Raw genomic sequence first — 25525 nt, 5'->3', positions numbered from 1 at the left:
CCGGCATTCCATTTCCGAGCCAAACAAAATGGGCAGTCATCAGCCCACTCATACAGTTTGCGTGTTCATTTTATCACCAATTAATAAAGTGCCCCCCGGTTTTTTATGCTCTCCATGAGCAGTGCATAACGATTGAGTAATTGATTAAAACGGGTGTTAATTTGCTGACACAATGACGGGGAGACCGTGCCACTTTTTTGTTGTTCGGCCAGTTGACGCAGCAACTCTTCCAAGGGCGGTGTACTGAGCAACGGCTGCCGGATGCCAAACACCATCGATTTCAGTTCAGAACCGGTGAGATAACGACCACGTTTTTCATCCAAAGCGTCGAGTCGTTCAGCCAGTTGTTGCAGACGTAATTTCGCCAGATGGTAATTTTCCAGCGCCTGCATCGGTAATGCATTGGCTTCACGCTGGTGTAACCACCCATTGTTCATCTCCTGCACCGTTTGGCTGGCCGGCCATAATGTTCGCAGTTGATGTAATAGGGGTAGTGACCGGGTAGCTGCGATAACCGCCAACTTTTAAGCGGCCACTTCAATGGGCAGTCTCGTATTCATATCCAGCTCAAATATCCCATAAGGATTCACATGGGAGTAGATCAACGGCGTCAATGCCCTAAAATCCTCCCGTTTCATCCGTGACAGCCAGTTTGGCTCGTTAAGTACCTGCTGGATCATTAAGGTGTTCACGTATACCAGAGAGATCTGCAATAAATGTAGTGCCAGCACCGATAGTTCTTGATCTTCCAGCCGGTTGGTTGCGACTTCACCGCCTTTGCCGTAGAAGATGAAAGAATTTGCACTGTTCCAGTTTTCGACGACATTCAGACCTTCGTGGATCTCCTGACGAAGTTCTTCGGAGCCAACATATCGACACAGAAAAATGGTTTTGATCACTTTGCCCAGTTCGGCAAGCGCCTTGTACGTGGGATGTTGGACATTGTTTCGAGTGAAGCGGCGTAGTAGGGCTTCTGGATCGGCGGTACCCTGCTTGAGCGCGGTCGCATATTTGATCATCTCGTCGTATTGCTGGATGATCAGTTCCCAGTTGATGGGACGTGTCAGTATTGGCTCAAGGTTTGGGTAATCACTGGGTTTATCATCGCCGGGCCGATAGAGTTTTTGGCTGGCAATGGCCTTGAGGCGTGGCAACAAATCGAATCCCAGCAAGTGAGAGAAGGCAAAGGCGACCTCACTTTGGCCATGACTATCGACATACTGCCGGTCAATCTCCATGTCCGTGCAGTGACGTAAAACGCCCTCGATCATGGCGGCCACTTCCGAAGAAGAACAACGCTTGAGCTGGGAGTAGATGCAGGTTGATTTCTTTTCCACATGCCAGTAAATCATGACGCCACGGCCACCGTAACGAATGTGCCATTCGGTCATCAAGTTTTGATCCCAGGAGCCAAACTTCTTGGAGTCCGAGGCACAGGATGTTGTGCCTTCGCCCCATATCGAGGGATTGCGGGCAGTAAAAATCGCGTTGGCAACCTGGCCAATGGCGTTGCGCAATGCGGCTTTGTGAATAAAGCGGCGACGCACATTAAGCAGTTCTTTGTAGCTGATCCCATGACGGCTGCCACTGACCCGTTTTAATCCGGTGTTGGTGCCCATACCATAGAGGCAGAGCAATATCCGCTGCTGTAAACTTTGACGGTCGAGGTTTTCCCTGTCGGCCACGGTCTTGAAATGGTCGCTGAACCCGATCCGCAAATCGGCTTCCTTCAGGACATCGAGCAGGCTGGTCATGGGCCATCGACCGGTAATCTCGCGTTTCAGGTAGGCCAGATTCATAGGCTCCTGTTGCGGGGTGAGCGGCGTAATGGATATCCGGTTTTTACCCTGGGATAAGATCCGAACCTTGCGATTTTTCGGCATCTCCCGGTCAAGGATTTCCAGTGCTGTACCCATTTCGCTACGCAGTTGCTCAACAAAGGCGGTTGCGTCGGTAGTCTGGCCGAGGTCCTGGTAATAGTTTTCGCGGTTAGTATCGAAGTCCAGCGGGAGATCGTCATCAGGGTTACGGTAACGGTCGGCATCCACCACCCAGATTTCCTTGCAGCGCAAGCGCTTCCGCAACGCCTGCAAGACGCAGATTTCGTAGTTGATCCGGTTGATGCGCTTTTCGCCCTGGTTGTCCTCAATGACAATATCGCGCCATTTGGGCTGGATAACCCCGTCCACCGGAATTGTGTCATCGAGCTTGATATACCGCTGGTTGCTGGCCTGATTTTGTTTCAGCCAATCCAGGGCATCCAGAACCGGGCGATGCTGGGTGTTGTTGGAGCAGAAGGTCAGCGCCGCCAGAATCCTGGGTAACATGCGCCGGTAATGATTGCTGTAGGATGAACGGAGGATCTTATGCACCTGCTGCTGATAAGCGGGCCCAGATGACTTGTACTCTTTCAGCAGGCTTTTCAGCGTATCTTCCCCGGCAACGGGATATACCACTTCTTTCACCAGACCGTTGGGATTATCCAGTACCGCTTCCGCTATGCGAAATAGCAGCGCTGTTTTGCCGTGTACTTTCTGAAAATCACTGAGCAATGTTTTGACCAGTTTGCGCTCGGCGCGAGCTGAGAGGCGGTGGACGATCTGAATAAACAGCTCAATCAAGTCGTCGATGATTTCCCGTTGCCGCCAATACAGGAAGATTGCGTAAAGTCCGTAGCGGATGGTTTCAGGGTGCTGCTTCACCTCCCAGGCGCTCTCGCTGTTGACGCGCTGCCGGTAGCGTTGCAGCACTTTGGCATTGAAAGCGGCGAAGGTATCGATAGGCAAGTGCAGTGATCGAATAAAGGAAAGCTTTTCGACTTCCTTCAACACACTATCCAGCCCTACGTGCCCCGGATCAGCTTTGATATCGCCGAAATTCACCGTGTCTTCAACGCCATCCAGGGATTGCTCCATTAGCATCTTGCTTGCTGGTGACAGGCAACCAGCGAAGTGCTCATACAGCTTGAGTTCAAACTGCTGATAGGCCGAGCGCACCAAGCGATCAAGCTCTTTGCCTGCCGGACATTCCACCTGGTGTTTCTGGAACCACTCGAAAGCGGATTCAGTGGCATCGGCAATATCCGCTCCATGCGGATAGAGGCTGTCGATCAGCCAGTCTGAAAAAGCGGTCTTGTCAGCGGCAGACACGCGCCGGATACCCAAGAATTCGAGAATTTCTCGCCGGTGTCGCGTACCGGAGCGTCCCAGCCAGTCGTACTCATGGGTCTGATCCACGGTGATTTCCAACTGGTCAGCCAGGTAATGCAGGGGCGTTTCCGGGATGTCGTTGGTTGAGAAAGGGAAACGTCCGGTGTTCTGGTAATACTTGAGTTGCGCAACAAACGCCAGGTGGTTCCTGGCCGGTTTGGTCTTGAGCAACTGGGTTTCCTCGAACTTTAAACTCCAATGCTCTGCAAGTTCATCGACATCCCAAATTCGTTTCATTGGCCATCATTCTCGTTATTATCGGACTTTAAATAGCGGTAAAAGGTGGAGCGGGAAATATCCAGCGTCTTGCAAATATCGCCTATTGAGTAACTTGGATCGGCGTGCATCTGCTTAAGCAACTTAATGTTTTTTGGCTGATCCAATGACTTGGGACGACCACCTTTCTTGCCTCGGGCGCGTGCCGCTTCCAATCCGGCGTTTGTCCGTTCCCGGATCAGATCACGCTCAAATTCAGCCAAGGCACTGAAAATATGAAACACCAGTTTGCCGCCGCTGGTTTGCGTGTCGATGGCTTCCTGGAGGCTGCGAAAGCCAATACCTTTTTCTTTGAGGTCGTTAATGGACTCGATCAGGTGCTGGATGGATCGGCCCAGGCGATCCAATTTCCAGACCACCAAGGCATCACCTTCCCGCAAAACCATTTCGGCATCTTTGAGACCGGGTCGCGCTGTCTTGGCACCGTTGGCGATATCCGTGAAGATTTTGTCGCAGCCAGCTTCTTTCAACGCCTTAATTTGCAGATCCAGGTTTTGAGACGGGGTTGAGACGCGAGCATAGCCAACTAGCACAAAAATTGCTCCTGAAAATGTGTCATAATCCGTTCGGAGAGATAAATATTGACATTTTGTTTTTGAGATGAGTATTGAAACACAAAAACACTTGGTTTCACAGAAAAATTAGCGGCGGTCGCAACTGTGCAAAAAACGTTCGTATTTGACATTATTAATGTACGCCTTCATTGTGTACACTTTGCTAACAGGCACACCTTGATGTACAATTTTAGTGTGTACAAATTAGGAGAGCTTAACCATGCCTCAAATCCCTGTAGAAACTAATGACCGTATGTCGCTACGTATAGCTTCAGACGAAAAGTCGCTGTTAATGCGTGCAGCTGTTTTACAGCACACCAACTTGACTGAGTTTGTGCTCCGCAATGTGATGTCAGTAGCACGGAAGATTATCGACGAGAATGAGCGACTGGCGCTGACCGAAAGAGACAGTCTGCATGTTCTGGATCTGTTAGATAATCCGCCAGCCCCCAATGATAAATTAATGGCCGCAGCATTTGCCATGCCGAAACAATCATGAAACAACCAATCTGGCACGAAGAACCCATTGGCAAACATCATGATCGCGGTGCTTTCGATTGTGGAGATGGGGCATTGAATCAATTTCTATATCGACACGCCCGGCAGAGCCATGAAAAANGTGGGGCAAGAACCTACCTTGCTATTAGCGAGCACAATGAAAAGATATTGGGTTACTACAGCCTAAGTCCCGCCTCCATTGCCTATGAACGAGCACCGGAGGTGATTAAGCGCGGCCTGGCTCGACATGATGTGCCGGTATTTCGGCTTGGCCGTCTGGCTGTAGATCTTTCAGTACAGAGTCAAGGACTCGGTGGTCAGTTATTGCTTGCAGCTGGGCGGCGTTGCTTGTTGGTGGCTGCTCAGGCAGGCGGCGTAGCATTGTTGATTGATGCCAAGAATGAACGTGTTGCCGAATGGTATGCCAGCTATGGTGCTGTTCCNCTATTGGATGCCNGTCTATCTTTACTGTTNCCATTCAAAACAATACATGCCGCGCTGACTACTGCGGGGAAACTGTAACCTATGATTGGTATCAACCACCAAATGATACCCTTAAAGTTGGCGGCTATCGCAGCTACCCGGTCACTACCCCTAATAGCTGCGCCCCATACTCAATCGCCACAACACAGGCAAGGCATCCAAACTTGCCAGTTGTGCCCGACTGGCCGCCAATGTTTCCTCCTGCAACTGATTCAGCAACACTGCGTTGTCCGGGTGGCGTAACTCGGCAAGTTGTGCGGGGAGCAAGGTCCGCGGCAAAGGCTGCGTGGTTACTTGCAATGCCTGCGCCAGCGGCGGTGCCTGTCGCATACCTTTTACCCACCCAATACCGGTCACTGTCAGCGCGCATAACACGACACCCGCCACAAAACCGTGCCCGACTTTCCAACGAGAGGAGGTTAAAGCCCGGACCACTTTAATCTGCGGTTGTACGGACGACATGGTTTCCTGTGCCACATACATCAGTTGTGGCTGAGATTGTTCTGCGGACACCAAAATAGTCGTGTCCTCAATAGACGATACAGAGGCAGGAGACAGGGATACCACCCCCTTTTCCTGCGCCAGACTCTCCAATCGCCGCGCACTGTTGTGAAACTGTACCCGGAGGTTGTCGAGTTTACTCACATGTTTCAGTTCCAGACGTTGAAGGACTTCGCTCAGATGCGCCAGCCGCTTTTCTGTACGATAAATCAGCGGCAGGTCGATATAAGAGAAAACACAGGTCCGCAATACCTGTTGCAGACGTACAACCAACCAGGCAAATATCTCAACCCGCACATGAGTCGGTTGAGGCCAGAATTGTGACCACTGATGGCTCACTAACCCGTCAATCAGTGCCAATCCTTCATCAATACCGGCTAATCCGGCACGCTGTGCGCGGGCCAATGTGTACCAGGCCGCACTTTGCAACTCGACGCCATTTAAGCGAAATAATGTTAGACACAGCTGCTCAACCCTGGCCCAGTCAACATCTGGCCGGGCCGGATGGCTCAGTTTGCTCATTTCTTCTTTCAGTGCACTAAATTCAGGCAGTGCACGCGGGTCATCCCCCGTATGTACGGTGTAACCGGATGAGATTGCGGCCATAACATGTAGCCTCTGTTGCGTGATTAATACAGGCCAGAAAGGCAACCCCAAATAGCCTGATGAAACAAAAAATTAATCTATCCGCCCTTGCTGACGTAAATGGCGGATCAAGACTTGCCCTTCCGGCACAAACTCCGTGCTAAAACGCACCAATCCCACGCCTTTCAATTCCGCCTTGATGTCATAACGCAGATGTGCCGGTTCAAGCTGCGGCAGTAATGTCACCCTGATCTGCTTCAAACGCGGTTCATAAGTCAACAGCGTCTGTTCGATAGTCGTGACCAAACGCTGTGATGAGGCCGGTAACGCTTGCAGGATGGTGTTGAGATCAGGCAGGCCATAATCCGGTAAATGGGCGAGCGAACCCGCACGACTGTTGAGGATGCGTTGCATATTGTTCAACACCGATAAAATCACCTGATCCCGCGGGCTAATCTGATCGATATCCAGCCCCCCGTTAAAGTGACGTGTCAACATTTCGTAAAGTGAGGGTCTCAACTGTTTCATCGGTTACTCCTTCATCGGATCCAGTGTCAATGTGCCGTTACCCAATTCGATAGTGCGCGGTTTATCTGCCACCAGTTCATCACGCCTGATCACCCGTCGCCAATCATTATTAGTGACATCCGGTGTATGGAACATGCCCACCACCGCCACAAACCGCGCCGCCTTTTCCATCGGCATATCCAGCGCCACACTGCCCCCCGGTGCCACTCGGATATCCCGCTGGGCCAGCCTGTCCGCCTTGAGTGCCTCACTGTCACCACTCAACAGGTCGGCGTAACTGGCGCGTTCAAAGGCTTTGTTGTCTTTCAACTGATAGACACGCACCACCGTACTGAGCGGGGTTTGCGCATCATTGGTGTTGAGCGCACTGCGAGCATTAAAATCCAGATGCAGTGTCTTCACCTGCTTATAGAAAATGGATTGAGTCATGGCGACCGTGCCGTCGGTCATCGTCTGTGTCAGACCACACCCCGCTAACCCTGCGGCCGCCAGCCACACCATGCTCCCCATCAGGACGGATTTAAAATTGATAACCGCCATTTTCGGCCTCCCGATATTGATACTCAGACAATAACCCCTGATAGTGACCCAGATTGATTGTCACCCTGCCTGAAACAGCCTGTCCGCCCGGTTTTAACCCCAGTACACCTGTGCGCCCTAACCGAACACGCTGTTTTCCCAACTGAGCCGGCGGCAATAACCGTTTAGGTAACGTAAGATGTAATCGCACACCGCAACGCCAGCCCAGATAAACCCGCAATAGCACCAACAGATCGGTATGCAGTTCTCTCTGCGGTAACCAACCCTGAGCCTCTTCAGCATCATCAGTATAAAGCGCCAGTACCATCTGACTGTTAACATCCGTCCCCATCTTCCCCAACACCGGACGTTGAGAGAGCTGAACCGGATGGTGACGGTTCAAACGAGCCGGTTGCATCAGCCGCACCCGTCGGCGATCATGCGGAGTGACTTTCGCCTGCGTCAACGGTGCCAACAGCCTGACCAACTCAATCACCCCTTCGGCGGTCCGGGTTGGCAACCGCATGGTGCCGAGCAGGGCAAGAAAGCGAGAAACCGGTGTCGCAACCTGTTGCTGACTCCCCGGTATGCCTAAACCAATCAGTCCAAGCAAGCACTGTGATGTCTCATCTTTTCCCCCGGGCTGATAAGTGGCCGGATAGGAATATTTACGCCAGATGCGGTAATACTGGGTCATCATCCGATGATTAAAAATATCCAAAAAGTCTGTCACACCTTCATAGCCTTCACACCGCAGGACAATATCGTCCAGATAAACCGTCGGGAGCGGTGAATCCACACCGTACAGGCCCAGAAACGTGGTACGCACTGTCGGGGGCTGCTCCTGTTGTGTCTCATCCCATTCGGCATTTCTCAGCTCACTGGCGGGAAAATCCGTCCCGGGATGCGGCCGGAAACGGACCGGATCATCATCAGGGAAAAGGGTACTGCCCAGAGGCGGACGCTCATCCCGCCGACTTTCCAGCAACTGGCAGAAACGATAAAAGTTAAAACCAGAAATGTCTGGCGCCAGTTGCTGGACTAACCGGGAATACGCGGACTGTGATTCTCTTTCCATCGCAAACATGTCTCCGAAGGTTGCAGGATCAGGGTCAACTGATTAAACAGATGAATATCGCTATACAGCGAAAAGAAACGGTTCAGCATCTCACCGAACAAAAAAATATCGCCCTCGCCGGAAAAACCGCTACGGTTAAGGACAATCTCAATATCAACACCCCGGAGCAAAAAGCCTTTCTCAAAACGCTGGATCATGCTGTGTTTCACCCCAACAATGGCATCCAGACGACGGCAGTTCATCTCGTCATCAGTCCAGTTATAAAGCCCCAACGTCCCGCGCAGCACTTCCGGGTTATCCATCATACTGAGAAAGTTGGAGCCGAGATGACTGAGTATCCGCCAGTGGAAACGGTCGTTCGCCGGGGGATAACAAGGCAGCGTGGGTGAGCAAAGGTTTCTTACCCGCAGTTTGCCACCGGGGGATTGCAAGGTCTGTTCGAGTTGCGCATCCCGCAATGCCTGGCGGGGTAACTGGCCGTTGGTGCCCGTGATACGCAGCGATAACGTTTCATCATTAATCTCCGGATCATTTTCAAACGATTCACCGCCGAGGATCAGCCAGGTATCATGCAAACCGGAAGGACTCGCACTGACACGCGTGTGATAGTAACGTTCCGGCGCGGTGCTGCGCATGATCCCGCCCCGATGGCGAAAGCTGCTAAACGGCACAAAACGTTGGGCTTCACCCCGCCCGGAAGAGAGCACGTCATCCACTGAGTAAATTTCGGTGTGACCATCCTGAATACGCATCGGACGCAGTAAATACTCCTGTTGCAGCCGCGAAATGGGCATCGGATCCGCTTCAACATTAAACAGGTTGATCACCGGGACACAATGCAACCGGATATTCTCCGCCGAAAAGGGCAACTCAAACGGCCACAGTTCACTCAGTACGATATCCAGTTCAAACCACGGCGTACCGGCAGGAATATGCAATGTTTCTAGTCCATTGAGGGCCACAAACATAAACTTTTCACGGAAAGTAAAATATTCCATCAACAATTGATAACCACTGAACGCATTTTCCCCTTTGGGCCATAGCACATCGTCGTTATCAAACCCCATCGGTGAGAAAAAGCCCTCAAAATAGCGACGCTCCATCCCGGACAAACGTACATACATGTGCTGAGTTTGCCGGGTCAGCGCCAGATGCAGTGCAAAACTCACCGGACTGCCCGCTTTGAGGTACAAGGGCAGTCGCGTCAAATCAACTTTATTCCAATCCGCCAGTTGACCGCAGTCAAAACGCAGACGGATCACTGAACGTCCATCGATTTCATTTTGCAACGTGGCCGAAGTGATGTGCAGCGGCGTGATGCACATATCACGGGTAGTACGGTAGTAGCATCGTGTCTGACTCGGTCCCACAGGCTGCGATACCACCTCAAACCCTTTGGCAATATTTTCACTTCTTGGCAAATCCTGATAATCCGGTGCCAGTTCCACAATGGAAAGTGAGGGAATAGTGCGCATATAATGCGGCCACAACAGGCTGACCAGCCCTTCCGTCAACTCCGGCAAACTGTCGTCGAGTTTCTGACGCATCCGGCCCATCAGAAAAGCGAAGCCTTCGAGTAACCGCTCCACATAGGGATCGAGATCCCGTTCGTCATCCAGATTAAGCATGGCGGCCCGATCCGGGTGCGCTGATGCAAACTCTTTACCTGCCTCACGCAGATAACGCATTTCCGCCTCGTAATAGCGGAGAATTAAATCATCCATCGCATTGTTCTCTTGATTGTTACAAAAATTCGGAAGAAGGGAGCCTATACCCGTAAAATCAGCCACATAGCACAACCGCCCGGACCGGATCAATCGCCACCAAGCCCGCAAACAGAGTCTCCATGCGCTGGGCCATCCGCCCCTTATCGTGTTCACTGCGCTGGGCTTTCATCCGCAGCAACTTCAGCAGGCACGCTTTCACCTCAAACATCAGTTCCGGCTCCCATTCATCAAGACGGAGTGGCTCATCGGCATTCAGCCCGGTCAACAGATGCAGAGCGATTTCATTTTTACCGTACTGCTCCGCCACGCGCGCCATCAACAGACGCTGTAACCAACGGTGACGTGCCCCATTGATGCCCGGCAGTTGCCCCAACCACGACAACGCGGCATCAATGCCTTCGCTGTCCGCCAGTTGCAGCGCTTCCGGCTCCAACGCTAAAATGTCATCATCGCGCCGGGGTTGGGCCGGCGAATGCGCAAACGACCAGTCCTCCTTAACATTATGAATCTGTTGGGTTATCCAGCCGGCAGTCACTTCATCAGCAAACGGGCTCCCATCGTCATATGCCAGGTTTTCCAGCCCCGGTAACCGTTCAAGCAATATTCTCAGGTCCTGTTTAATGATCTCTCCCCAACCTTCATAGCCGCCGCCTGGCTGACTCAAGGCCTGACAGAGATACCACTGTAAATCGAGCCAAAAATGATTAACCCCTTCCGCAAACATCCGCTCGGCCTGTTCCAACAGTTCATGCCAGCTTTGTTGCCGGTAGAGCCGTTTTAACAAGGCCCGATATTCCTTACGGGGCGATAGCAGACGGGTACGCCCATCGCCATCCTGTGGCGGTAACTGATGCACGGTATCCCAGCGCACACTGCGCATCAGCCGAGCGGAAGAGAGCCAGCCCTGAGGCTGTTCACGCAGATAACGCGCCAGTTCACGTGTCCGTTCCAGCAAGTCACGCCCGGATTGCACCGGATTCCATACCGGCGATCCCCTCGGGGTCGAGATGGACGGGTTGCTTTGCATCAACGGTAACGGTGTCTGAGCGGTCGTTTGTGGCACCACCGCTGCCATCCCCCCCGACTGCGCCAGCCGGGTTTCCAGTATGCCCGCCAATCCGGTCAGCGAGGGACGAACATCCTCATCCCAGGTAGCAAACACCTGTTCCAGTAACGCCAGCGACGCCAGAATGTGTTCGAAATCAATCCGATTGACTTCAGGATAAAGCGACAGACTGTCCTGCATTTTTCCTCCCGTCAGCCACTCCAGCGCGGCTTTACGACTGCCCGCCCGACAAGGTAGCAACGCTTCACCAAAACGTTCGACCAATGCAGCCAACAACGCCAGCCCTTCTGCCAAACCACGTTCGCCCTCCTGGTGCAGACGCGCCCACACATAATAAGTCGCCACGCGGACATCTTTACATTCCGTGGTCAGCAGCTTTTGCGCCAGTTCACCGATAAGTGCGGTATCAATACCACTGAGTTTATTGACCTCTTCACGCATACGTTGAAAATCGTCGTTATAGGCCGGATCATCACCCGTGGGCGCTTCTGGACTGATGGGGAATAACCAGTTTTCCCACAATGCCGTACTTTCTCGCGCTTCGGCCAACACATCACGCCCGGCAAAGCCGTTTGCTATCAGTTGTTGCAGCATGGTTTATTCCTCTTTCACACTGAATATCTGGGTCGGCAACCGGAACCCTTTCAGGGCCAGCAACGCCAGCGGACCTTTCCCGACTTCGGTACGTAATACCCAGGTCAGCGGCAATCCGTCCGCCCCAGTCAATGTCAGCCGGTAACGACTGCTGTCCAGCGCAGTCACCTTCGCCTGCGCTAACCACCGCATTAACCCCCACGTCCCCGGATAATCACCGTACACTCTCGCCCCGGTGTTCACACTCGTCCACGTCAGCACCACGCCGGGGTTATCACTGTCCCCCGGCCAGCGCAAACGCTGCCAGCTCTCCCTCTGGTTAAAGTAACGCAACCTTTGCCCGTCTATCGTCAGGTCCGTTTCCGCCACATCCCGCGCCGGTTTCGCCCGCAATTCAAATCGTATCCCCTCGCTGCCGTTAGCAAACAGCACATCCGAGACCTGACTCAGTTGATTTATCGCGGTTAAAAACGCCGGGTTAATATGCAGCCCCTGACTGTTCACTTCATCCACCCCCCAGTGTTTACCCTCTTTATACAGCACGCCCCCTAACTGACTGCGCAGAAACTGTTCTATCCGTCCGCTATCCGCCTGAATAAACTGCCCCAGCATCGGCAACGAGGCTTCGTTTGGTTCCTCGACAAACGGGTAACGTCCATCAAAAGCAGCCTGCCAGTCCGCCACCACCGACGACTGCCACTGCGCATTGAGACTGGCCGCTGACGGTTGCAGCACGGTTTGCCAGGCCTGGGTTAACGGCTGCACGAACACCGCCTGCCCAAAACCCTGCCATTCCGCCCCCAGACTGGCCGCCATCAAACTGCCATACGACTGCGTGTCGGTCAGGTCCACACTTTTCCCCTGAAACACTGTCTGCGCCAATGCCTGCATCCTCTCCTGCGGGTCATCGGTATTGGCAATTTGTTGCAGTTTCAGCCGCACCCGCGTCACCCGCGTCAGGAAGGTTTGCAGACTGAGTGACGGGTCCGCCGTCATCCCGTTTTCCGCCGTACTTTTGCCCATCAGCGCTAATAACGGACCAAACGCGTTATCCAGTGGCCCCGATGGAAGACGCGTCGGGTCAATCACCGGCCGCTTATTTTTCTGGAACAGGTTTTGTGCCGACTTCACCAGCGAATCCGTTAACGCCGTCCCCTGCTGGCCGGTTTCGCCCTGATAAGCCAGCGTGTCCATCAGGGCAATCAACGGCGACTGACGCACATCCGCCATGACGGTTAACTGGTCAATGGTATCAGCAAGGTTATGCACTTTATTCCAGCGCAGACTGTTGAGGAAGTTCAGCCACGCCCCGGCGAAATCGGTGAAATAACGTTCCGTCAATCGGGCTTTCAACTCCGCCGGTGAAACCGCCTTCAATACGGGTTGACGACCGTCACTCAGTACCCAGTCAATCTCTTCCTGCCGGGAAGCCACCACCGCTTCTATCGCTTTCTGCACCTGCCCTTCCCACGCCTGACGGGTAAACATCCCCGGCACCACCTTATCGGTGGTCAACAGACGGCTCGCATCAGTAGCCCCGGCCATCTGTGCCAGCCTTAAATCGCCGTAACTGTGCGCCACCTGTTGCAATATTTTCTGGTACAGCACCGTTTCCGCCTGACGCTGCCCGAGCTGATTGAGCAATATCTGACGCACTTCACTGACCAGCCCTTTATCCACGCTGGTTTTCCACTCCGGGTGGCGTGGCAAATTCTCCGCATAAAAAGTCACTAATGCCTCCCCGGTGTTGTGCCACAGGCCTTCGGTCACCCCGGCCCGCTGCGGCCAGTTTTCCATCAACACCCGGCGCATAAAGGCGGCCTGGGCTTTTTCCGGCTGAGCCATCATCAGATACGCTTTCAACTGATTGTAAGCCGGTTTTATCAACCTGCGGCGCTGCGGGCTACCGGGCGGCAGATTGACCAGTTCGGTCAGGCGCTGATGCAAACGCTGAGCGGCTTCATCACGTATCAACTGCGCATTGTTGTGCTGGTAAACCGGCCACAACGCCCTGAGCTGGGCCGCATTCTGATTCAATCCGAAACGGCTGTACCAGGGTGCCCCGGTCTCTGCCCGGTATTGCAACCGGTCAATCTCCTGTTGCAACGCCTGCTGGCTTAACAGACGGGCCGATAAGGACTGTTGCGAGTCACCGGCCTGACTGGCCCGCTCACGACTGACCGCTATCTGATGACGGTTAACCCCAAAGGCGGTCACACTGCCCACACCCCACAATGCTGCCAGCGCTATCACCCCCCACTGCGCGCTTTTCTCCCACGGGAAACCCGCGGCCTGACCTCGGATATCACGCACATCGGCCAGTACCCCGTCCCAGCTCGCTTCCACCAACCAGCCATGCTCAGTCACCCCCGGCTGCGCCGACTGCGGGGAACCGAACATCACCCCCGCCAGCCATATCGGCGACCGGTTTAACAACGGTGTCAACTGGTGAACCAGACGGTCCACACCGCCGGCCAACAGATGCTGGGCCAGCCGTAACAAAAAATCGTGACGGATTTCTGCTAACGCCTGCGCCATCCCTCGGGTGGCCAGTTGGGGCGGCAGGGTATTCAGGCTCTCAGCCAGCATTTGCGGGGTTCCTTCTGCCGGCAGGAAACAGCCGACCGTCTGCGTCGGGCGGTCACGCTGGTCCCAGAGGCTGTGACGCACATTCCACACATACAGCGGTGCCTGCCAGCCCAGCTGTCGCCCCTGTTTCTCTAACATGCGCACAGCGGTATCTATCTGAGCTTGCTGGCCGAGTTGGTCTTCAGTCATCACCCACACCACACCATCCAAAGGGCGACGGCGGCGCAGTTTACACAACGCCTTTAACTGGGCTTTATCCGACTGCGTCTGTAAACTGCCTCCCCACAATAACAGGTTATGCTCGCCCTCTTGCCAGTGTTGTGCTGTCAGCCCAGGGGCAATGGCTTCCACCTGCTCCGGTTCACCGGTAACCATTAAAATACGCACCTTAAACCGCCAGAAAAAACCATAACGACAGCGCAAATGGCGGGTCAATTCTCTGAATATCGGGTCAGGCTCAGGCGATACAGATACGGCTTCAGGCCCCTTATTTTGTTGCCGCCAGTAATGAAAAGCGATACGGGCATCATGGATAAACAAGCGAGTTATCAGAACAAAAATCAGAAAAAACAGCACACTGGCAACCAATACATAGCACTGAAATGCCAGTTGTTTTTCTAATAACGGCTGCCCCTGTATGTTTAACCACTCCGGCTTGAACCATATCACCAGGCTACAGACAGTGATCAGCACTAACGGCAATCCCACCATCCCCCAGAATAACGTCATATATTTCTTCATGCCGCCTCCTGTATTTCTGCCGGCTTAATCACCATAAACCAGGTGATCAGCACATCGGGAGCTGGCGTACTCATGACCAATTGCGCCTGCTTTTGAGTCGTTACGGCATCAATAGCAACGGCAGCCGCTAACCAAGGGGAAGCTATTCCGGTGAAACCGGTTTGAACGTCAATATCACACTGCCTTTCAGTCTGTTGCCCCACATTGGGCAGTTGATCAATTAATGGCGTAAATACCGCCTGAGATTGGTTATCGCAGCCCATGCCCGAGAACCACAGTTGGTGAATTGCGTCGGCCGGAATATCAGCCCATAGCAACGCCTGCAACAATGCATATTTCATGTCATCATCCCGGGTAGGTTCAGGCCGGTGTATGATGGCTTGTACCGCAGAGATAGGTTCAAGTTGTGGTATGAACAGGGTAGATTGGCGAGTGGGTGTTGAATTCAGCAATAACCCAACGGCAGCATCACCTTGCCCGTCCATCACTTCTGTCGCAAGCCGAATAGCGACTATCAGCAAAACTGCATTATGGCGGGAGGTATCCAGCCAGCTATCAATAATAGCCAGCCCCGTTCCCGGTAATATTGATAACGGAGTACTGATGCCCGAAGCTTCCCAGACTGACTGCCAGACCGCTTCATATTCCGCCGCATCTAAACCCGCATCAATCTGTAACGACGAGAAAACCGTATAATGAACAGGTAACTGACGCAACGCAGCGGTCAGTGTCTCATCAGCTAACAGCGCTGCCATTTTTTCGTAAAGCCGCTCACGGCTCAGACGTTCTGGCATGTCGAAACGTGTCTGACGCACGACCTGACCATCAGCCATATCCACCCATGAAGGTAATACCGCCTTTTGTGCCATTAACTGTGTCGCCAGTGAACCGGTCATCACTGTTTGCGGGAGATCAACCACATGAGCCAGCACATTTAAATGTCGCTGACCTCGCTGCGTCTCCTGATATAAACAGATCTCGCGCTCATAATCCCAACTATCAGCCCCTATCTGGCCGATTTGGTAAATCAAACATCTGACACCAAAGACACCGGCCCAGGCCAGAAATGGAAAAACCAGAAAACAGCACCAGAACCAAGGGGTATGAATTGGCATACCGGCGGGCCAGTACATCACGGTGGCGCAACCACCCAATGATATGAATATCATCAGTGCAATTAGCCAGCGTTTTATTATCGGCCCCGGCTTACGCTCTGCTGGTATGGGAATAGCACTCATATCTACGGACATACATTAACTCACTGTCGCAGTGTTTAAAGAGGTGATCAGTGTGCAGCCGCAGCCACAGCGATGACCATGAAAGGCCACCGGCAAGCCGTGATCTTTTATCGTGGGATGACCTTCAATAATCGTGGTATTACCGTGTTCCGGGCAGGAAACCGGATCGGTTTTACGTGCAACCCCAAGACCGCCAAATTTCATTTTCTGCGAACCACTCAGTACCTGACCGCCATGAGTGGTTTTATCGTGAATACGGATAATACCTTTCATTCTATAGCCCCTTGTAATCCAGCTGATACGTTTTGCTAAATATAGAAGGTGTAATCACCAATTGATTTTCATAAATCCCTAACACAGGTCGAAAAGCAAGGAGAATACCGTTAACGGCAGATACGATTGCAGCAACCACTAATAATACTCCCATTGAAGCTGTAATACTGAATATACTGAATTGCACAACAGCAGCCACACCTAATATGACCGCAACGATATAAAAACGTTCCTGACGAAAATGAAGGTAAGGAGAAAGTTGCTTTTTATTTGCTGAATTAAATAACTGTAACTCAGCAAAGCGTAATTTATTATAACTCATAAGAAAACCGATTATATACACACATCCCACCGGAAGCATTATAAAGCCAGACAACATAGCCAAAAAGAGCGCCAGCTTTTTATGAACGAAAAACAATAATACACTGACCACCTGTATCGCAATAGCAATAGCTATCAGTTGAGTAATAGGGTAAAGCTCTTTAAAAGCCTCTTGCTCCTGATAATCTAAACCATTTGGAGTTGCCTGTTGCAACTGTAAATAATAAAAAAACCCTCCGATAGCTATCAAATCAATAATCAAACCTAACCAAAGGACCATACTAAGCTTTTTCATAAAAATTCCAACCAATCATTTTAACCAAACTTACGGTTTCTCTTGTATTACACAATACTTTCTCTCAGGCGAGCGGGAGCCATTAACTCATTGTTAATTTCAATTTTCCCTTCTTGGGATAACTTAATGATTATTCCTTTCGCTTTTTACTTTCTTACTTTTAACCTCACGCTATCGAACTACTTTTACCTGAGTTCTATTCAGTGATTGAGGAATGAGTTCTGCTTTTAGACTCAAGCAGAAGTAAAAAACAGGAATATTCCAAAGTAACACTATATTCGCCATTATATTACCTCACTTTCAACATAACAAAAATAAAAGCCAGTAGCAATAAAGGATATACAATCCTTTTAATTGCATAATTACGCCTCCGCCGAAGTTGAGTGAGCCATTGCAATTTTCTCTTGCAAACGCTTATGTGCTGATGACGGACGATCATTTATCGCCTGATATTCTTCCAGCGTCTGGTTCGCTAGAATATGGTGCCATAAATGCACGGGATTATTCGCAGCACTGACATTAATCGGGTCGTCGGGATCAACCTGACAAGCCTCTTCTACTTCCTGAGGCCATTGCGGCATTTTGCTGGTCTGCATAGCAATATAACGGGCAACACTGGTAATTAGATCAAATGGCAGCTTCACGATTCCAAAAAACCATTCCAAACGAGCATTCATCCGCATAATATACTGTAATCCAAAAATATAGCTTTCTTTCTGTTTCTCAATAGGAGGGCATAAAATGATAATATCCGCCTGCTCCTGTAAACCATCTTCCTCCATATAACAACGGATAAACTCCCAATAACCCGGCATCAACTCCAAATCACCAGAAAGTCCCAGACTAAACGTCTCTAATACCGTTTCCTGATCGTCTGCCAGAATATGACCTTCGATACTCCATTCCGGCCACTTACCTTTTCCTATTGTCCGGGTAAAAAACACCTCTTTCCAGGGAACCGATAATATCGTGCCATTAAAACGGTAAACATGGATCATCTGGGTTTTACGGTTAAATCGAATTGGGTAGTGTGCCGCGGAAAACCACTCTTTTAAGATAAGTTTGCCACTGAAATATAAAATAAACACAGTTACAGGGATCGTAATCATAAATCCTATTAATATATTCTCTTTAATTGCTCCATTCAAAATAGATAGATAGATCGTTTTTCCAGTAAAATATAAAGCCATTCCTAAGAAACAACAAAATACCACTGCATTAAGAGAACTAACAAATCCCTGCTCTCTATAATACTTATCTACCGTTTCCATATAAGTAGAATTCATGCGGATCACCGTATCGTGATCAACAATATACAAACCATATTTACCGGTTATCTGAGTTGGTTTTCCTTGATAAAGTTGAGCATGTCTTTCTACCCAAGTCAAAGGGCGATTCAATTTATAAGGATTATACAAGCCATTCCCTTGCATAATTACGCCTCCGCCGAAGTTGAGTGAGCCATGGCGATTTTTTCTTGCAAACGGGTATATGCCGATAACTGGCGATCATGTAATGCCCGACGTTCTTCCCGCGTCTGATTCGCCAAAACATAACGCCATAAATGTACGGGATTATTCGCTGCACTGACATTAATCGGGTCGTCGGGATCAACCTGACAAGACTCTTCTACTTCCTGAGGCCATTGCGGCATTTTACTGGTCTGCATAGCAATATAACGGGCAACACTGGTAATGGGAACAAATGGCAGCATTATACATCCAGAAAACCAGTCCAAACGAGAACCCATCCGCATCAGATACTGTAATCCAAAAATATAACTTTCTTTCTGTTTCTCAATGGGGGGGCATAAAGCGATAATATCCGCCTGCTCCTGTAAACACACCTCCTCCATATAACAACGAATAAACTCCCAATAACCCGGCATCACTTCCAACCTACCAGAAAGTCCCAGACTAAATGTCTCTAATACCGTTTCCTGATCATCTGCCAGAATATGACCGTCGATACTCCATTCCGGCCACTTACCTTTTCCTATTGTCCGGGTAAAAAACACCTCTCTCCAGGGAACTGATAATACCGTGCCATTAAAACGGCAAACATGGATCATCTGGGTTTTGCGGTTAAAACGAATAGGATAATGTGTCGTAGTAAACCACTCTTTTAAGATAAATTTGCCACTGAAATATAATAAAAACATGGCAACAGGTAAAAAAATCAAAAGACTTAGCAGTATTTCATAATCTCCTTTTATATATTGGCAAACTGTGTACCCAATAGAAAACAAGGTCATTCCTAAGTAACAAAAAAATACCGTTGCATTAAGAGAACTAGCAAGTCCCTTTTCTCTATAATACTTATCTACCGTTTCCATATAAGTGGAATTCATCCGGATCACCGTATCGTGATCAACAATATACTGACCATATTTACCGATTATCTGAGTCGGTTTTCCCTGATAAAGCTGATCGTATCTTTCTTCCCTAGTCAAAGGGCGATTCAATTTATAGGGACTATACAAGCCATTTCCTTGCATAATTACGCCTCCGCCGAAGTCATTAATTTATTAAAAGCGTCCATTTCCATTCCGCTATCAGGCCAAATAGCAGGAATATCCTCTTCACCCGCTGGAATTTTGTGCCACAAGCAGGCTGCCAACCATTTCTGGATCTCATCTTTCTTCTTCATCGCCAGATAAATATTGGTGCCAAAGTACAGCACCAAGGCAATAAAAATACCTAATGGGCTTAAGGCAACAACAACCAATAAAAATCCGCTCACTGCTGAAACCAGATAGGCAATTCCCAGGCTCCTATTTTTTCTAAAAAAGAGCTCATCTATTGCATGATACCCATCCCATACTACGCCAATGATTCCAGCCCGAGATCCAATAAATTTCATCACCTCAAAACCCTGCATCATCTTGGTCAGCGCTCCCTCCCCCAAGACAGAGCCCAGCAGAGGCTTTAATCTGAGTACCTGAAAATCATTCAACAGCCGCTCACAGGTATCAGCAATTGCCCCCATTGCAGCGACCAGATCCGCCGCAAACCGGGTACACGCCTCAGTCTTGCCCTCTGTCCACCCAGCCGCGCGCAATGCGGAAATCTGCAACACCAGAGAGAAGGTACAACCAACAAAGGGCGGGACATGTGCCAACTGCTTGGCAACACTCTCGGCAGAACTGCCCTGTAACTGCGCCAGTTTTGTGCGTAACGTCCCCGGAAACAGCGCCACACGGATCTCATCGACAGAATGCAAGGTTTTCACTAAAGACTTAGCCCGTTCCGCCTCCGGTAAGGCTCGGGTCTTTTCCGCTTCACCTACATTTGCCAGCGTAATAAAGTTGAATTCCTGCCTGCCCTCCATTGGTAAGCCCTCAATCTTCAAACGACGCATTTCAATGTCAACGTAGTGACGAAGCTGATCTGAGGAAGAGCGCTGGGTCAAATCCCCTATCAGGCTCATTTGCGTGACCACCGCGCTGATAAAATGTTTACGCTCTCCGACGAACTTGATGACTTTTAATTCCTTACCATGCAATTTAGCCAGTAAGACCAGTGAGGGGAGTGGCGCTTTTTCCACCGCTTTATTCATCACCGCAAACAAAGTGCTACTCAGTTCATTCAGGTATTTTTCCATCGTGATGGAAACGGGGGCATGAAAGTGCTCAGCGATGTCTTTCAGCCCATCGGGGATTTTATCCCAGGCGAGAGCGCCGTAGTTTCCACCGGTCTTCAGGACCCCGTGAGTTTGCGCTATTTTTTTATCGCTGTTCATCACCAGCGCCCGTAAAAGCAGATTCTCCGGCGTGATGGTGGTGCTCATCATCTGCGCTTGAAAATAATGCGAAGCCCCCAGTTTGTCCTGCATCCCGTAAATGCAATCATGAACCGACTGGACAAACAGCGCACCGCTGTAATCGTCCGTGCTGTCAAAGTTATGATCAAAATAGTCCAGCAGGGTCTGACTTTTTAGCCAGTCCAGATACATCTCGGTCATCGGGGCGATAATCGTATTGTCGTACCGCGTCAGGTCAGTGGTGAACCGGTCCATAAACGCGTTTTCTTTATCACGGTCGATGTACTTCTCATAATCCGCCCAATGTTTTTGTACCAGCGGCTTTAATGCCGCATCATTTAAGTCATGCGCGGTGTCCGCTCGTTTTTCAGAGCCAGGAATGTAATATTCACCCTCAAAACTGCCGTACCGAGCTTCATTCTCTTCCGTTTCATCTTGAGTTAGCTGAGCACGCTCAAACTGTCGACATACCGCCTCTTTCAACGTGCTCAGAGAAGCCGAAAGCGCAATCCCCCGGGTATAGTGTGGATTGTCATGAAACTGCGTCTTTAACCGGTAATTCATCAGGGCGGTAACGTCCTGCACCATCGCAACCGGATCAGGCAAGAACAGGATGACCCCTTTGTCAGGCATTAATTCTTTAGCGGCCCACCATAGACTGTCCGGATCAAATAAACCTTTCCCATTCCAATGAGAGCGGGTGTAATCGGCAATACGCCGATGGGTATCTATCCTCGAGTAATATTCCGCTACGGTATCCGTCAGTGACGAGAACAGCAGCGCATTCTCCCCCTGCCCACTGTTTAGCCATTTTTCCATCTCAAAACGCTGCATATATCGCGCGCGGTAGGCCGGATCTTCGTGCTTTTTACGTACCGCATCCGTCCATTCCACCGCAGACCAGGCAAACCAAAAAGCACTGTTTGTAAAACCGGGCGGCAACACCGGTAATGTCACCAGCGAAGCCCGTGCCAACTCATTTGGATTATCAATGCAAGGTTTCATTTCACCGCTGGCTAAACGGGGAGGCACTTTGCCATTTTCCGGCAGGGGATAGTAATACCCCTCGTCGGTCACGTAATAATTGATCCAACCCTTGACCAGCTCATCCCAGATATACACAAAACCTTCACGCAACAGACGGGTGGTATAGCCGGTTTCGCCTTTTCTCTCTACCGGCATCTGTATGTTCTCAGGCAAATCCGGCACTCCATCACCCTGCGCCTTGATGGCAGGACGGACCAGTAAAACAGGCAGTCCCTTGCGGGTACAAAAATTACAGCCAGAGTTAATCACAATAAAATCTCCTGTATTCATCAAAGCTGGACTGGATAACCTTTTCTATTTGATTGGTCCGCAGTGCGCTGTCGCAGCCGGTTAACGCCATGCTGAAAACAACAAGGCTAAAAATGTGTTTCTTAAGGTTCATCGTTCATCATTCCATCGATTAAAGTTGCAGGTAACGAACTTTACTGGTCATTTCCCGCCACTGTTCATCAGTCCAGCTACGGGTGATACGCTGGTAACACCCCGTGACAGGTTGGCACCGGCCCAACAGCGCCTTCATTCTCGGTGCTTGATGAAATTCGTCATTGAGGGTGACGCCATGTAACGCAAAAGCCGTCAGATCCTGCTTATCGGTTAATGACCATTGCGTCATGGCGATATCAAGTAGCGCATCAATACGACGGCTAAGTGTCTGCCGCTGCGCAATATCAGGCGTCGTTGGCAACCGGGCCAATACCTGATTAATCAAGCCAATACGCTGAATTTGAGCAAATGACCCCGGCGTTTCCCCTTGCTGGTAACGGACTTTCTCCGGGAAGGCCAGCGTATGCCAGTCCCCCGCCAGCCAGAATGTCCAGTGAGTAATGTCATCTGAGGCAATCCGGCGTGAAAAGGCCCAGGGTTCCATCATCCAGTGCAAATGAAACAGGACACGGGGATCGTAATAACGCAGGATATACCCCTGCTGTTTCTCCTTGAGATACAGGGCATTAACCAACACGTTCTTGATTGCTGTCGGAGACAAATCACTTTTAAGCAATAAGGTGAAAAATGGCGGAGAATTAAGAGCTGTATTTAGACGCGCTTCATTGAGAAGACGGGACCAAACCTCAGACGGTAACTCACGCAACGGTAACAGCCAGGGATAAAAATGTGCCTGAGGAGCAAGCAGCGGTGAAACCACCTCAATCACCGGCAATGCTTCCGGCAGCTGTGATACAGCCCGGCGATCAATCAGTGCATATTGGTGCTCAGAAAACGCCAGAGGCTGAGTTAAATAATGTGTCATCATCGCCGGTTCCTTAGCCTAATGGCACCATAGCGTCACCCTGATCGGTCGCTTCGGCAACCATCGTGTCACAGGCGATAAAATTGGGATAAGGCACATCCAGCTCTGCCGGCTCGGTATAATCGAAATTGGCGCTTTTAACGTTAAAATCGCCCGGAGAACCCTGTTCAATCTTGCCGGGCTCAAGCGTCAGATAGGAGCCACCACACTGCAACGTGATTTTCTTTTTAGCTGAGATCAGGATTTCGTCATCACTACTGGTGATAGTCACGCCTTTCCTTGCCACGACTTCAATCTCATCCGTTTGGGCTTGCACCTGAATCTTCCCGGCAGCCGCAACCAGTTTCATCCCCAGCTCATGCACAAAAACCACCATGGATTTTTTTGCTGCCAGTACCATACGTTTCAACGACGAGATTTCGGTATTGCCACCGGCAGTCATCATCAGGTTTTTACTGGCACTGTGCTGAATATGCTGCGGTGTTGACAGCGCAATCCCACCTGACGCCCCCGCGACAATCACCGGTTCCCGCAATTGCGCCACATTTTGTTGTAGAAAACGCTGTTGGGTATCATGATCCAGTGGATCAATCTGGGCCGTTTGCAGCAGATCAGAGAGTGATTCTGCCAATGACAACGCATCGGCAAGTTGACGTTTGATTTCATCCATGTCCAGTTGTTTACCACTGGCTTTAGGCTGTGCATGCGTACTCAACAACAACCCCTTACCGGCACGGATCGACCCCCAGTCGTCGGTGCGCAGTTCAAACCCTTCACCGCGCTGATTAGGATGCGGTCGCTGTCCATCCACCAGATGGCCCAGATTCAGCTGACTCTTACCGCCGTATTCAGTACTCAGCTTGATATGTTCTTTGCCGCGTTCGTCGTCCATCCGCAGTTTGTTGTTCGCCGGGGTACGCAGGACATTACGTCTGGCGTTGTCGAGGGTCACATGATCTTCGTGACGCGAGTCATGCAACGCATGGGCGATATAAGGCCGGTCGGGGTTGCCCTGTTCAAACGCCACCGCCACCTCGGTCCCCTGGAGCAGCGGCCAGTGGAAGCCGTAGGTGTTACCGGCATACGGTCGGGCTAAACGCACCCACAGGCTTTCGCCTCCCAGCGGCCATTCATCCAAATCAAAATCAAACTTGATGCGGTAACGCCCCATTTTGTCGATATGGCTGTAGGTGTCGTTCGGCCAGTCGCTGGTCACCCGCGCCGGCACCGTGCCGGATATCACCGGTCGTTCCCGCAGTGCCGGCCGGTAGCTCATGATTTCGCTGTAAGGGATACCGCTAAAACTGACCAGATAGTTGCTGTCACGCCGGGCACTGCTTCGCATGGAGACAATCAGTACCCCCGCTTTTCCCACCCCTGCCGGTCTCTCCCCTTCAAGCTCCAGCACTAAACCGGGGACTAACATGGGGGAAGAGCTTTGACCCCGGATCAGGTGCTGCCGGTACAAATCGCGCTCGTGATGCAAACGGGCATAAAATCCTGCCGTTTCCGGCTGGGGCTGGATCGGTTCTCCCCGTGCCAGAATGTTATCGCCATAACGGTAAATTTCACCGACTACGGTAGTATCCCGATCCTGGCTGACCTGATATTGCAGGTCATTGCCCGCTTCCCGGTAGTTGTAGTCCCGCACCTTCACCCTTTGCGTGACCACCTGATGTTCAACATGCAAATCCCACACCGAATCACGGTCGTTGTGATTCATGCCCGCCGGGTCACGTAACGGTAAACGCACGTCGTACTGATAATTACGCTGGTTATCCCCAAACCGCACCACGTCAATCCCCAGACGGCTGTCCATCTCGAAGCGATACCCAATCCCCACTTCCGCTAAAATACGCTGGATAAAATCCAGATCACTCTCCTGCCACTGCACCCCCAGTTCCCGCCGGGGATATTCCCGCACCAGGGTGAACAGAAAATCCTGGCCCCGAAAACCGTGGCAGTCACGCAGGATCTTTTCCACCGTTTCCGGGACTGACTGGTTCTGGTAAATCGCACAGCGTCGGGTATGGTGCAGCAACGCCAGACGCGGCTCCAGACAGACCTGATAGTGGGTTTCATCCACCGAGGTGGCAAGCCGGTTAAACCGGGTGATGACGCCGTGTACTTTACGCACCTGTTCCCGGTTTTCCGGTGCCTGCAAGATAAACGTGGCCGGTTTGTTCAACATCACCGCCGGGTCGATATCCCTGTTCGGGCTGGTGAAATCAATGGTGTAGCAATAAGGGGCGCACAGGCGCTCTTCGCCGGTGAAGCTGAACACCTCCAGCACTGCGTCACAGCGCCGCACTTCAAGCCGGTAACGGGCATGGCCCGGCAGTGCGGCTTTACCCGCCTGGCGCTGACGGGCGCGAAGCATTTTTCTATCCAT

At 51.1% G+C, this 25525-nt stretch carries 20 protein-coding genes; 2 read left to right on the top strand and 18 right to left on the bottom strand.

Translation table 11 applies throughout. The features are described 5' to 3' along the window. Nucleotides 1-80: 80 nt before the first annotated feature. From PTE_RS12865 to PTE_RS12855, 3 genes are read right to left on the bottom strand one after another with little or no spacing between them, the layout of a single operon-like run. Nucleotides 81-521, bottom strand: a complete 441-nt coding sequence (locus tag PTE_RS12865; RefSeq protein WP_071992980.1) for a VasL domain-containing protein — start codon at nucleotides 519-521, stop codon at nucleotides 81-83. Nucleotides 522-524: 3 nt separating this feature from the next. After that, nucleotides 525-3446, bottom strand: coding sequence for a Tn3 family transposase (locus PTE_RS12860; protein ID WP_036847141.1), 2922 nt, complete (start codon nucleotides 3444-3446; stop codon nucleotides 525-527). Next, nucleotides 3443-4018: a recombinase family protein gene (locus PTE_RS12855; protein WP_036847139.1), complete on the bottom strand. Its 576-nt coding sequence runs from the start codon at nucleotides 4016-4018 to the stop codon at nucleotides 3443-3445. The genes PTE_RS12860 and PTE_RS12855 overlap by 4 nt, the downstream gene beginning before the upstream one ends. A gap of 241 nt (nucleotides 4019-4259) precedes the next feature. On the opposite strand from PTE_RS12855, the gene PTE_RS12850 reads away from it, so the two are divergent. Beyond that, complete coding sequence (locus tag PTE_RS12850; RefSeq protein ID WP_036847138.1) at nucleotides 4260-4538, top strand: type II toxin-antitoxin system TacA family antitoxin; 279 nt, start codon at nucleotides 4260-4262, stop codon at nucleotides 4536-4538. Next, a complete protein-coding gene (locus PTE_RS12845) occupies nucleotides 4535-5059 on the top strand; it encodes an N-acetyltransferase (protein WP_036847137.1) in 525 nt (174 codons plus the stop codon). Before PTE_RS12850 ends, PTE_RS12845 begins: the two co-directional genes overlap by 4 nt. A gap of 72 nt (nucleotides 5060-5131) precedes the next feature. On the opposite strand, the gene PTE_RS12840 is transcribed toward PTE_RS12845, so the two are convergent. The 15 genes from PTE_RS12840 to PTE_RS12770 form a co-directional block, all read right to left on the bottom strand. Beyond that, nucleotides 5132-6127 carry a type VI secretion system ImpA family N-terminal domain-containing protein gene (locus PTE_RS12840; RefSeq protein ID WP_081738222.1) on the bottom strand — a complete coding sequence of 332 codons (996 nt, stop codon included), beginning with the start codon at nucleotides 6125-6127 and terminating at the stop codon, nucleotides 5132-5134. Nucleotides 6128-6199: 72 nt separating this feature from the next. Next, the gene (tssE, locus tag PTE_RS12835) at nucleotides 6200-6634 is read right to left on the bottom strand and encodes a type VI secretion system baseplate subunit TssE (RefSeq protein ID WP_036847136.1); all 435 of its coding nucleotides are present in this window, start codon (nucleotides 6632-6634) and stop codon (nucleotides 6200-6202) included. A 3-nt stretch (nucleotides 6635-6637) separates the two neighbouring features. Further along, nucleotides 6638-7174, bottom strand: a complete 537-nt coding sequence (gene tssJ, locus PTE_RS12830) for a type VI secretion system lipoprotein TssJ (protein WP_036847135.1) — start codon at nucleotides 7172-7174, stop codon at nucleotides 6638-6640. Further along, a complete protein-coding gene (gene tssG / locus PTE_RS12825) occupies nucleotides 7155-8231 on the bottom strand; it encodes a type VI secretion system baseplate subunit TssG (protein WP_036847134.1) in 1077 nt (358 codons plus the stop codon). The genes tssJ and tssG overlap by 20 nt, the downstream gene beginning before the upstream one ends. Further along, nucleotides 8195-9955: a type VI secretion system baseplate subunit TssF gene (gene tssF, locus PTE_RS12820; RefSeq protein ID WP_036847132.1), complete on the bottom strand. Its 1761-nt coding sequence runs from the start codon at nucleotides 9953-9955 to the stop codon at nucleotides 8195-8197. Before tssF ends, tssG begins: the two co-directional genes overlap by 37 nt. Before the next feature lie 58 nt (nucleotides 9956-10013). Next, the gene (tssA, locus tag PTE_RS12815; RefSeq protein WP_036847130.1) at nucleotides 10014-11618 is read right to left on the bottom strand and encodes a type VI secretion system protein TssA; all 1605 of its coding nucleotides are present in this window, start codon (nucleotides 11616-11618) and stop codon (nucleotides 10014-10016) included. 3 nt (nucleotides 11619-11621) lie between these two features. After that, nucleotides 11622-14948, bottom strand: a complete 3327-nt coding sequence (locus tag PTE_RS12810; protein WP_051477396.1) for an ImcF-related family protein — start codon at nucleotides 14946-14948, stop codon at nucleotides 11622-11624. Then, on the bottom strand, nucleotides 14945-16198 hold the full coding sequence (locus tag PTE_RS12805; RefSeq protein ID WP_070974662.1) for a hypothetical protein: 1254 nt from the start codon (nucleotides 16196-16198) through the stop codon (nucleotides 14945-14947). The genes PTE_RS12810 and PTE_RS12805 overlap by 4 nt, the downstream gene beginning before the upstream one ends. A gap of 3 nt (nucleotides 16199-16201) precedes the next feature. After that, nucleotides 16202-16459 carry a PAAR domain-containing protein gene (locus PTE_RS12800; protein WP_036847123.1) on the bottom strand — a complete coding sequence of 86 codons (258 nt, stop codon included), beginning with the start codon at nucleotides 16457-16459 and terminating at the stop codon, nucleotides 16202-16204. Between the two features lies 1 nt (nucleotide 16460). Then, complete coding sequence (locus tag PTE_RS12795; RefSeq protein WP_036847121.1) at nucleotides 16461-17075, bottom strand: hypothetical protein; 615 nt, start codon at nucleotides 17073-17075, stop codon at nucleotides 16461-16463. Between the two features lie 362 nt (nucleotides 17076-17437). Continuing rightward, the gene (locus tag PTE_RS12790) at nucleotides 17438-18508 is read right to left on the bottom strand and encodes a DUF6708 domain-containing protein (protein WP_036847118.1); all 1071 of its coding nucleotides are present in this window, start codon (nucleotides 18506-18508) and stop codon (nucleotides 17438-17440) included. A gap of 2 nt (nucleotides 18509-18510) precedes the next feature. Then, a complete protein-coding gene (locus tag PTE_RS22880; RefSeq protein WP_051477395.1) occupies nucleotides 18511-19572 on the bottom strand; it encodes a DUF6708 domain-containing protein in 1062 nt (353 codons plus the stop codon). A 2-nt stretch (nucleotides 19573-19574) separates the two neighbouring features. Further along, nucleotides 19575-22133, bottom strand: coding sequence for a T6SS effector BTH_I2691 family protein (locus PTE_RS12780; RefSeq protein WP_036847115.1), 2559 nt, complete (start codon nucleotides 22131-22133; stop codon nucleotides 19575-19577). Nucleotides 22134-22284: 151 nt separating this feature from the next. Then, a complete protein-coding gene (locus tag PTE_RS12775; RefSeq protein ID WP_036847113.1) occupies nucleotides 22285-23136 on the bottom strand; it encodes a DUF4123 domain-containing protein in 852 nt (283 codons plus the stop codon). A 10-nt stretch (nucleotides 23137-23146) separates the two neighbouring features. Continuing rightward, a complete protein-coding gene (locus PTE_RS12770) occupies nucleotides 23147-25525 on the bottom strand; it encodes a type VI secretion system Vgr family protein (RefSeq protein ID WP_051477394.1) in 2379 nt (792 codons plus the stop codon).

The sequence above is a fragment of the Photorhabdus khanii NC19 genome, assembly GCF_000517265.1.
GTDB classification, from domain to species: domain Bacteria; phylum Pseudomonadota; class Gammaproteobacteria; order Enterobacterales; family Enterobacteriaceae; genus Photorhabdus; species Photorhabdus khanii.
This window is presented reverse-complemented; position numbering and strand designations above follow the sequence as displayed.

Excerpts from the sequence above, each read along its gene's own strand:
- PTE_RS12775 (WP_036847113.1), bottom strand. The coding sequence starts at position 23,136 with ATGATGACACATTATTTAACTCAGCCTCTGGCGTTTTCTGAGCACCAA.
- tssE (WP_036847136.1), bottom strand. The coding sequence starts at position 6,634 with ATGAAACAGTTGAGACCCTCACTTTACGAAATGTTGACACGTCACTTT.
- tssG (WP_036847134.1), bottom strand. The coding sequence starts at position 8,231 with ATGGAAAGAGAATCACAGTCCGCGTATTCCCGGTTAGTCCAGCAACTG.
- tssJ (WP_036847135.1), bottom strand. The coding sequence starts at position 7,174 with ATGGCGGTTATCAATTTTAAATCCGTCCTGATGGGGAGCATGGTGTGG.
- PTE_RS12840 (WP_081738222.1), bottom strand. The coding sequence starts at position 6,127 with ATGGCCGCAATCTCATCCGGTTACACCGTACATACGGGGGATGACCCG.
- PTE_RS12860 (WP_036847141.1), bottom strand. The coding sequence starts at position 3,446 with ATGAAACGAATTTGGGATGTCGATGAACTTGCAGAGCATTGGAGTTTA.
- PTE_RS12795 (WP_036847121.1), bottom strand. The coding sequence starts at position 17,075 with ATGAAAAAGCTTAGTATGGTCCTTTGGTTAGGTTTGATTATTGATTTG.
- PTE_RS12810 (WP_051477396.1), bottom strand. The coding sequence starts at position 14,948 with ATGAAGAAATATATGACGTTATTCTGGGGGATGGTGGGATTGCCGTTA.
- PTE_RS12790 (WP_036847118.1), bottom strand. The coding sequence starts at position 18,508 with ATGCAAGGGAATGGCTTGTATAATCCTTATAAATTGAATCGCCCTTTG.
- PTE_RS12805 (WP_070974662.1), bottom strand. The coding sequence starts at position 16,198 with ATGTCCGTAGATATGAGTGCTATTCCCATACCAGCAGAGCGTAAGCCG.
- PTE_RS22880 (WP_051477395.1), bottom strand. The coding sequence starts at position 19,572 with ATGCAAGGAAATGGCTTGTATAGTCCCTATAAATTGAATCGCCCTTTG.
- tssA (WP_036847130.1), bottom strand. The coding sequence starts at position 11,618 with ATGCTGCAACAACTGATAGCAAACGGCTTTGCCGGGCGTGATGTGTTG.
- PTE_RS12850 (WP_036847138.1), top strand. The coding sequence starts at position 4,260 with ATGCCTCAAATCCCTGTAGAAACTAATGACCGTATGTCGCTACGTATA.
- PTE_RS12800 (WP_036847123.1), bottom strand. The coding sequence starts at position 16,459 with ATGAAAGGTATTATCCGTATTCACGATAAAACCACTCATGGCGGTCAG.
- PTE_RS12770 (WP_051477394.1), bottom strand. The coding sequence starts at position 25,525 with ATGGATAGAAAAATGCTTCGCGCCCGTCAGCGCCAGGCGGGTAAAGCC.
- tssF (WP_036847132.1), bottom strand. The coding sequence starts at position 9,955 with ATGGATGATTTAATTCTCCGCTATTACGAGGCGGAAATGCGTTATCTG.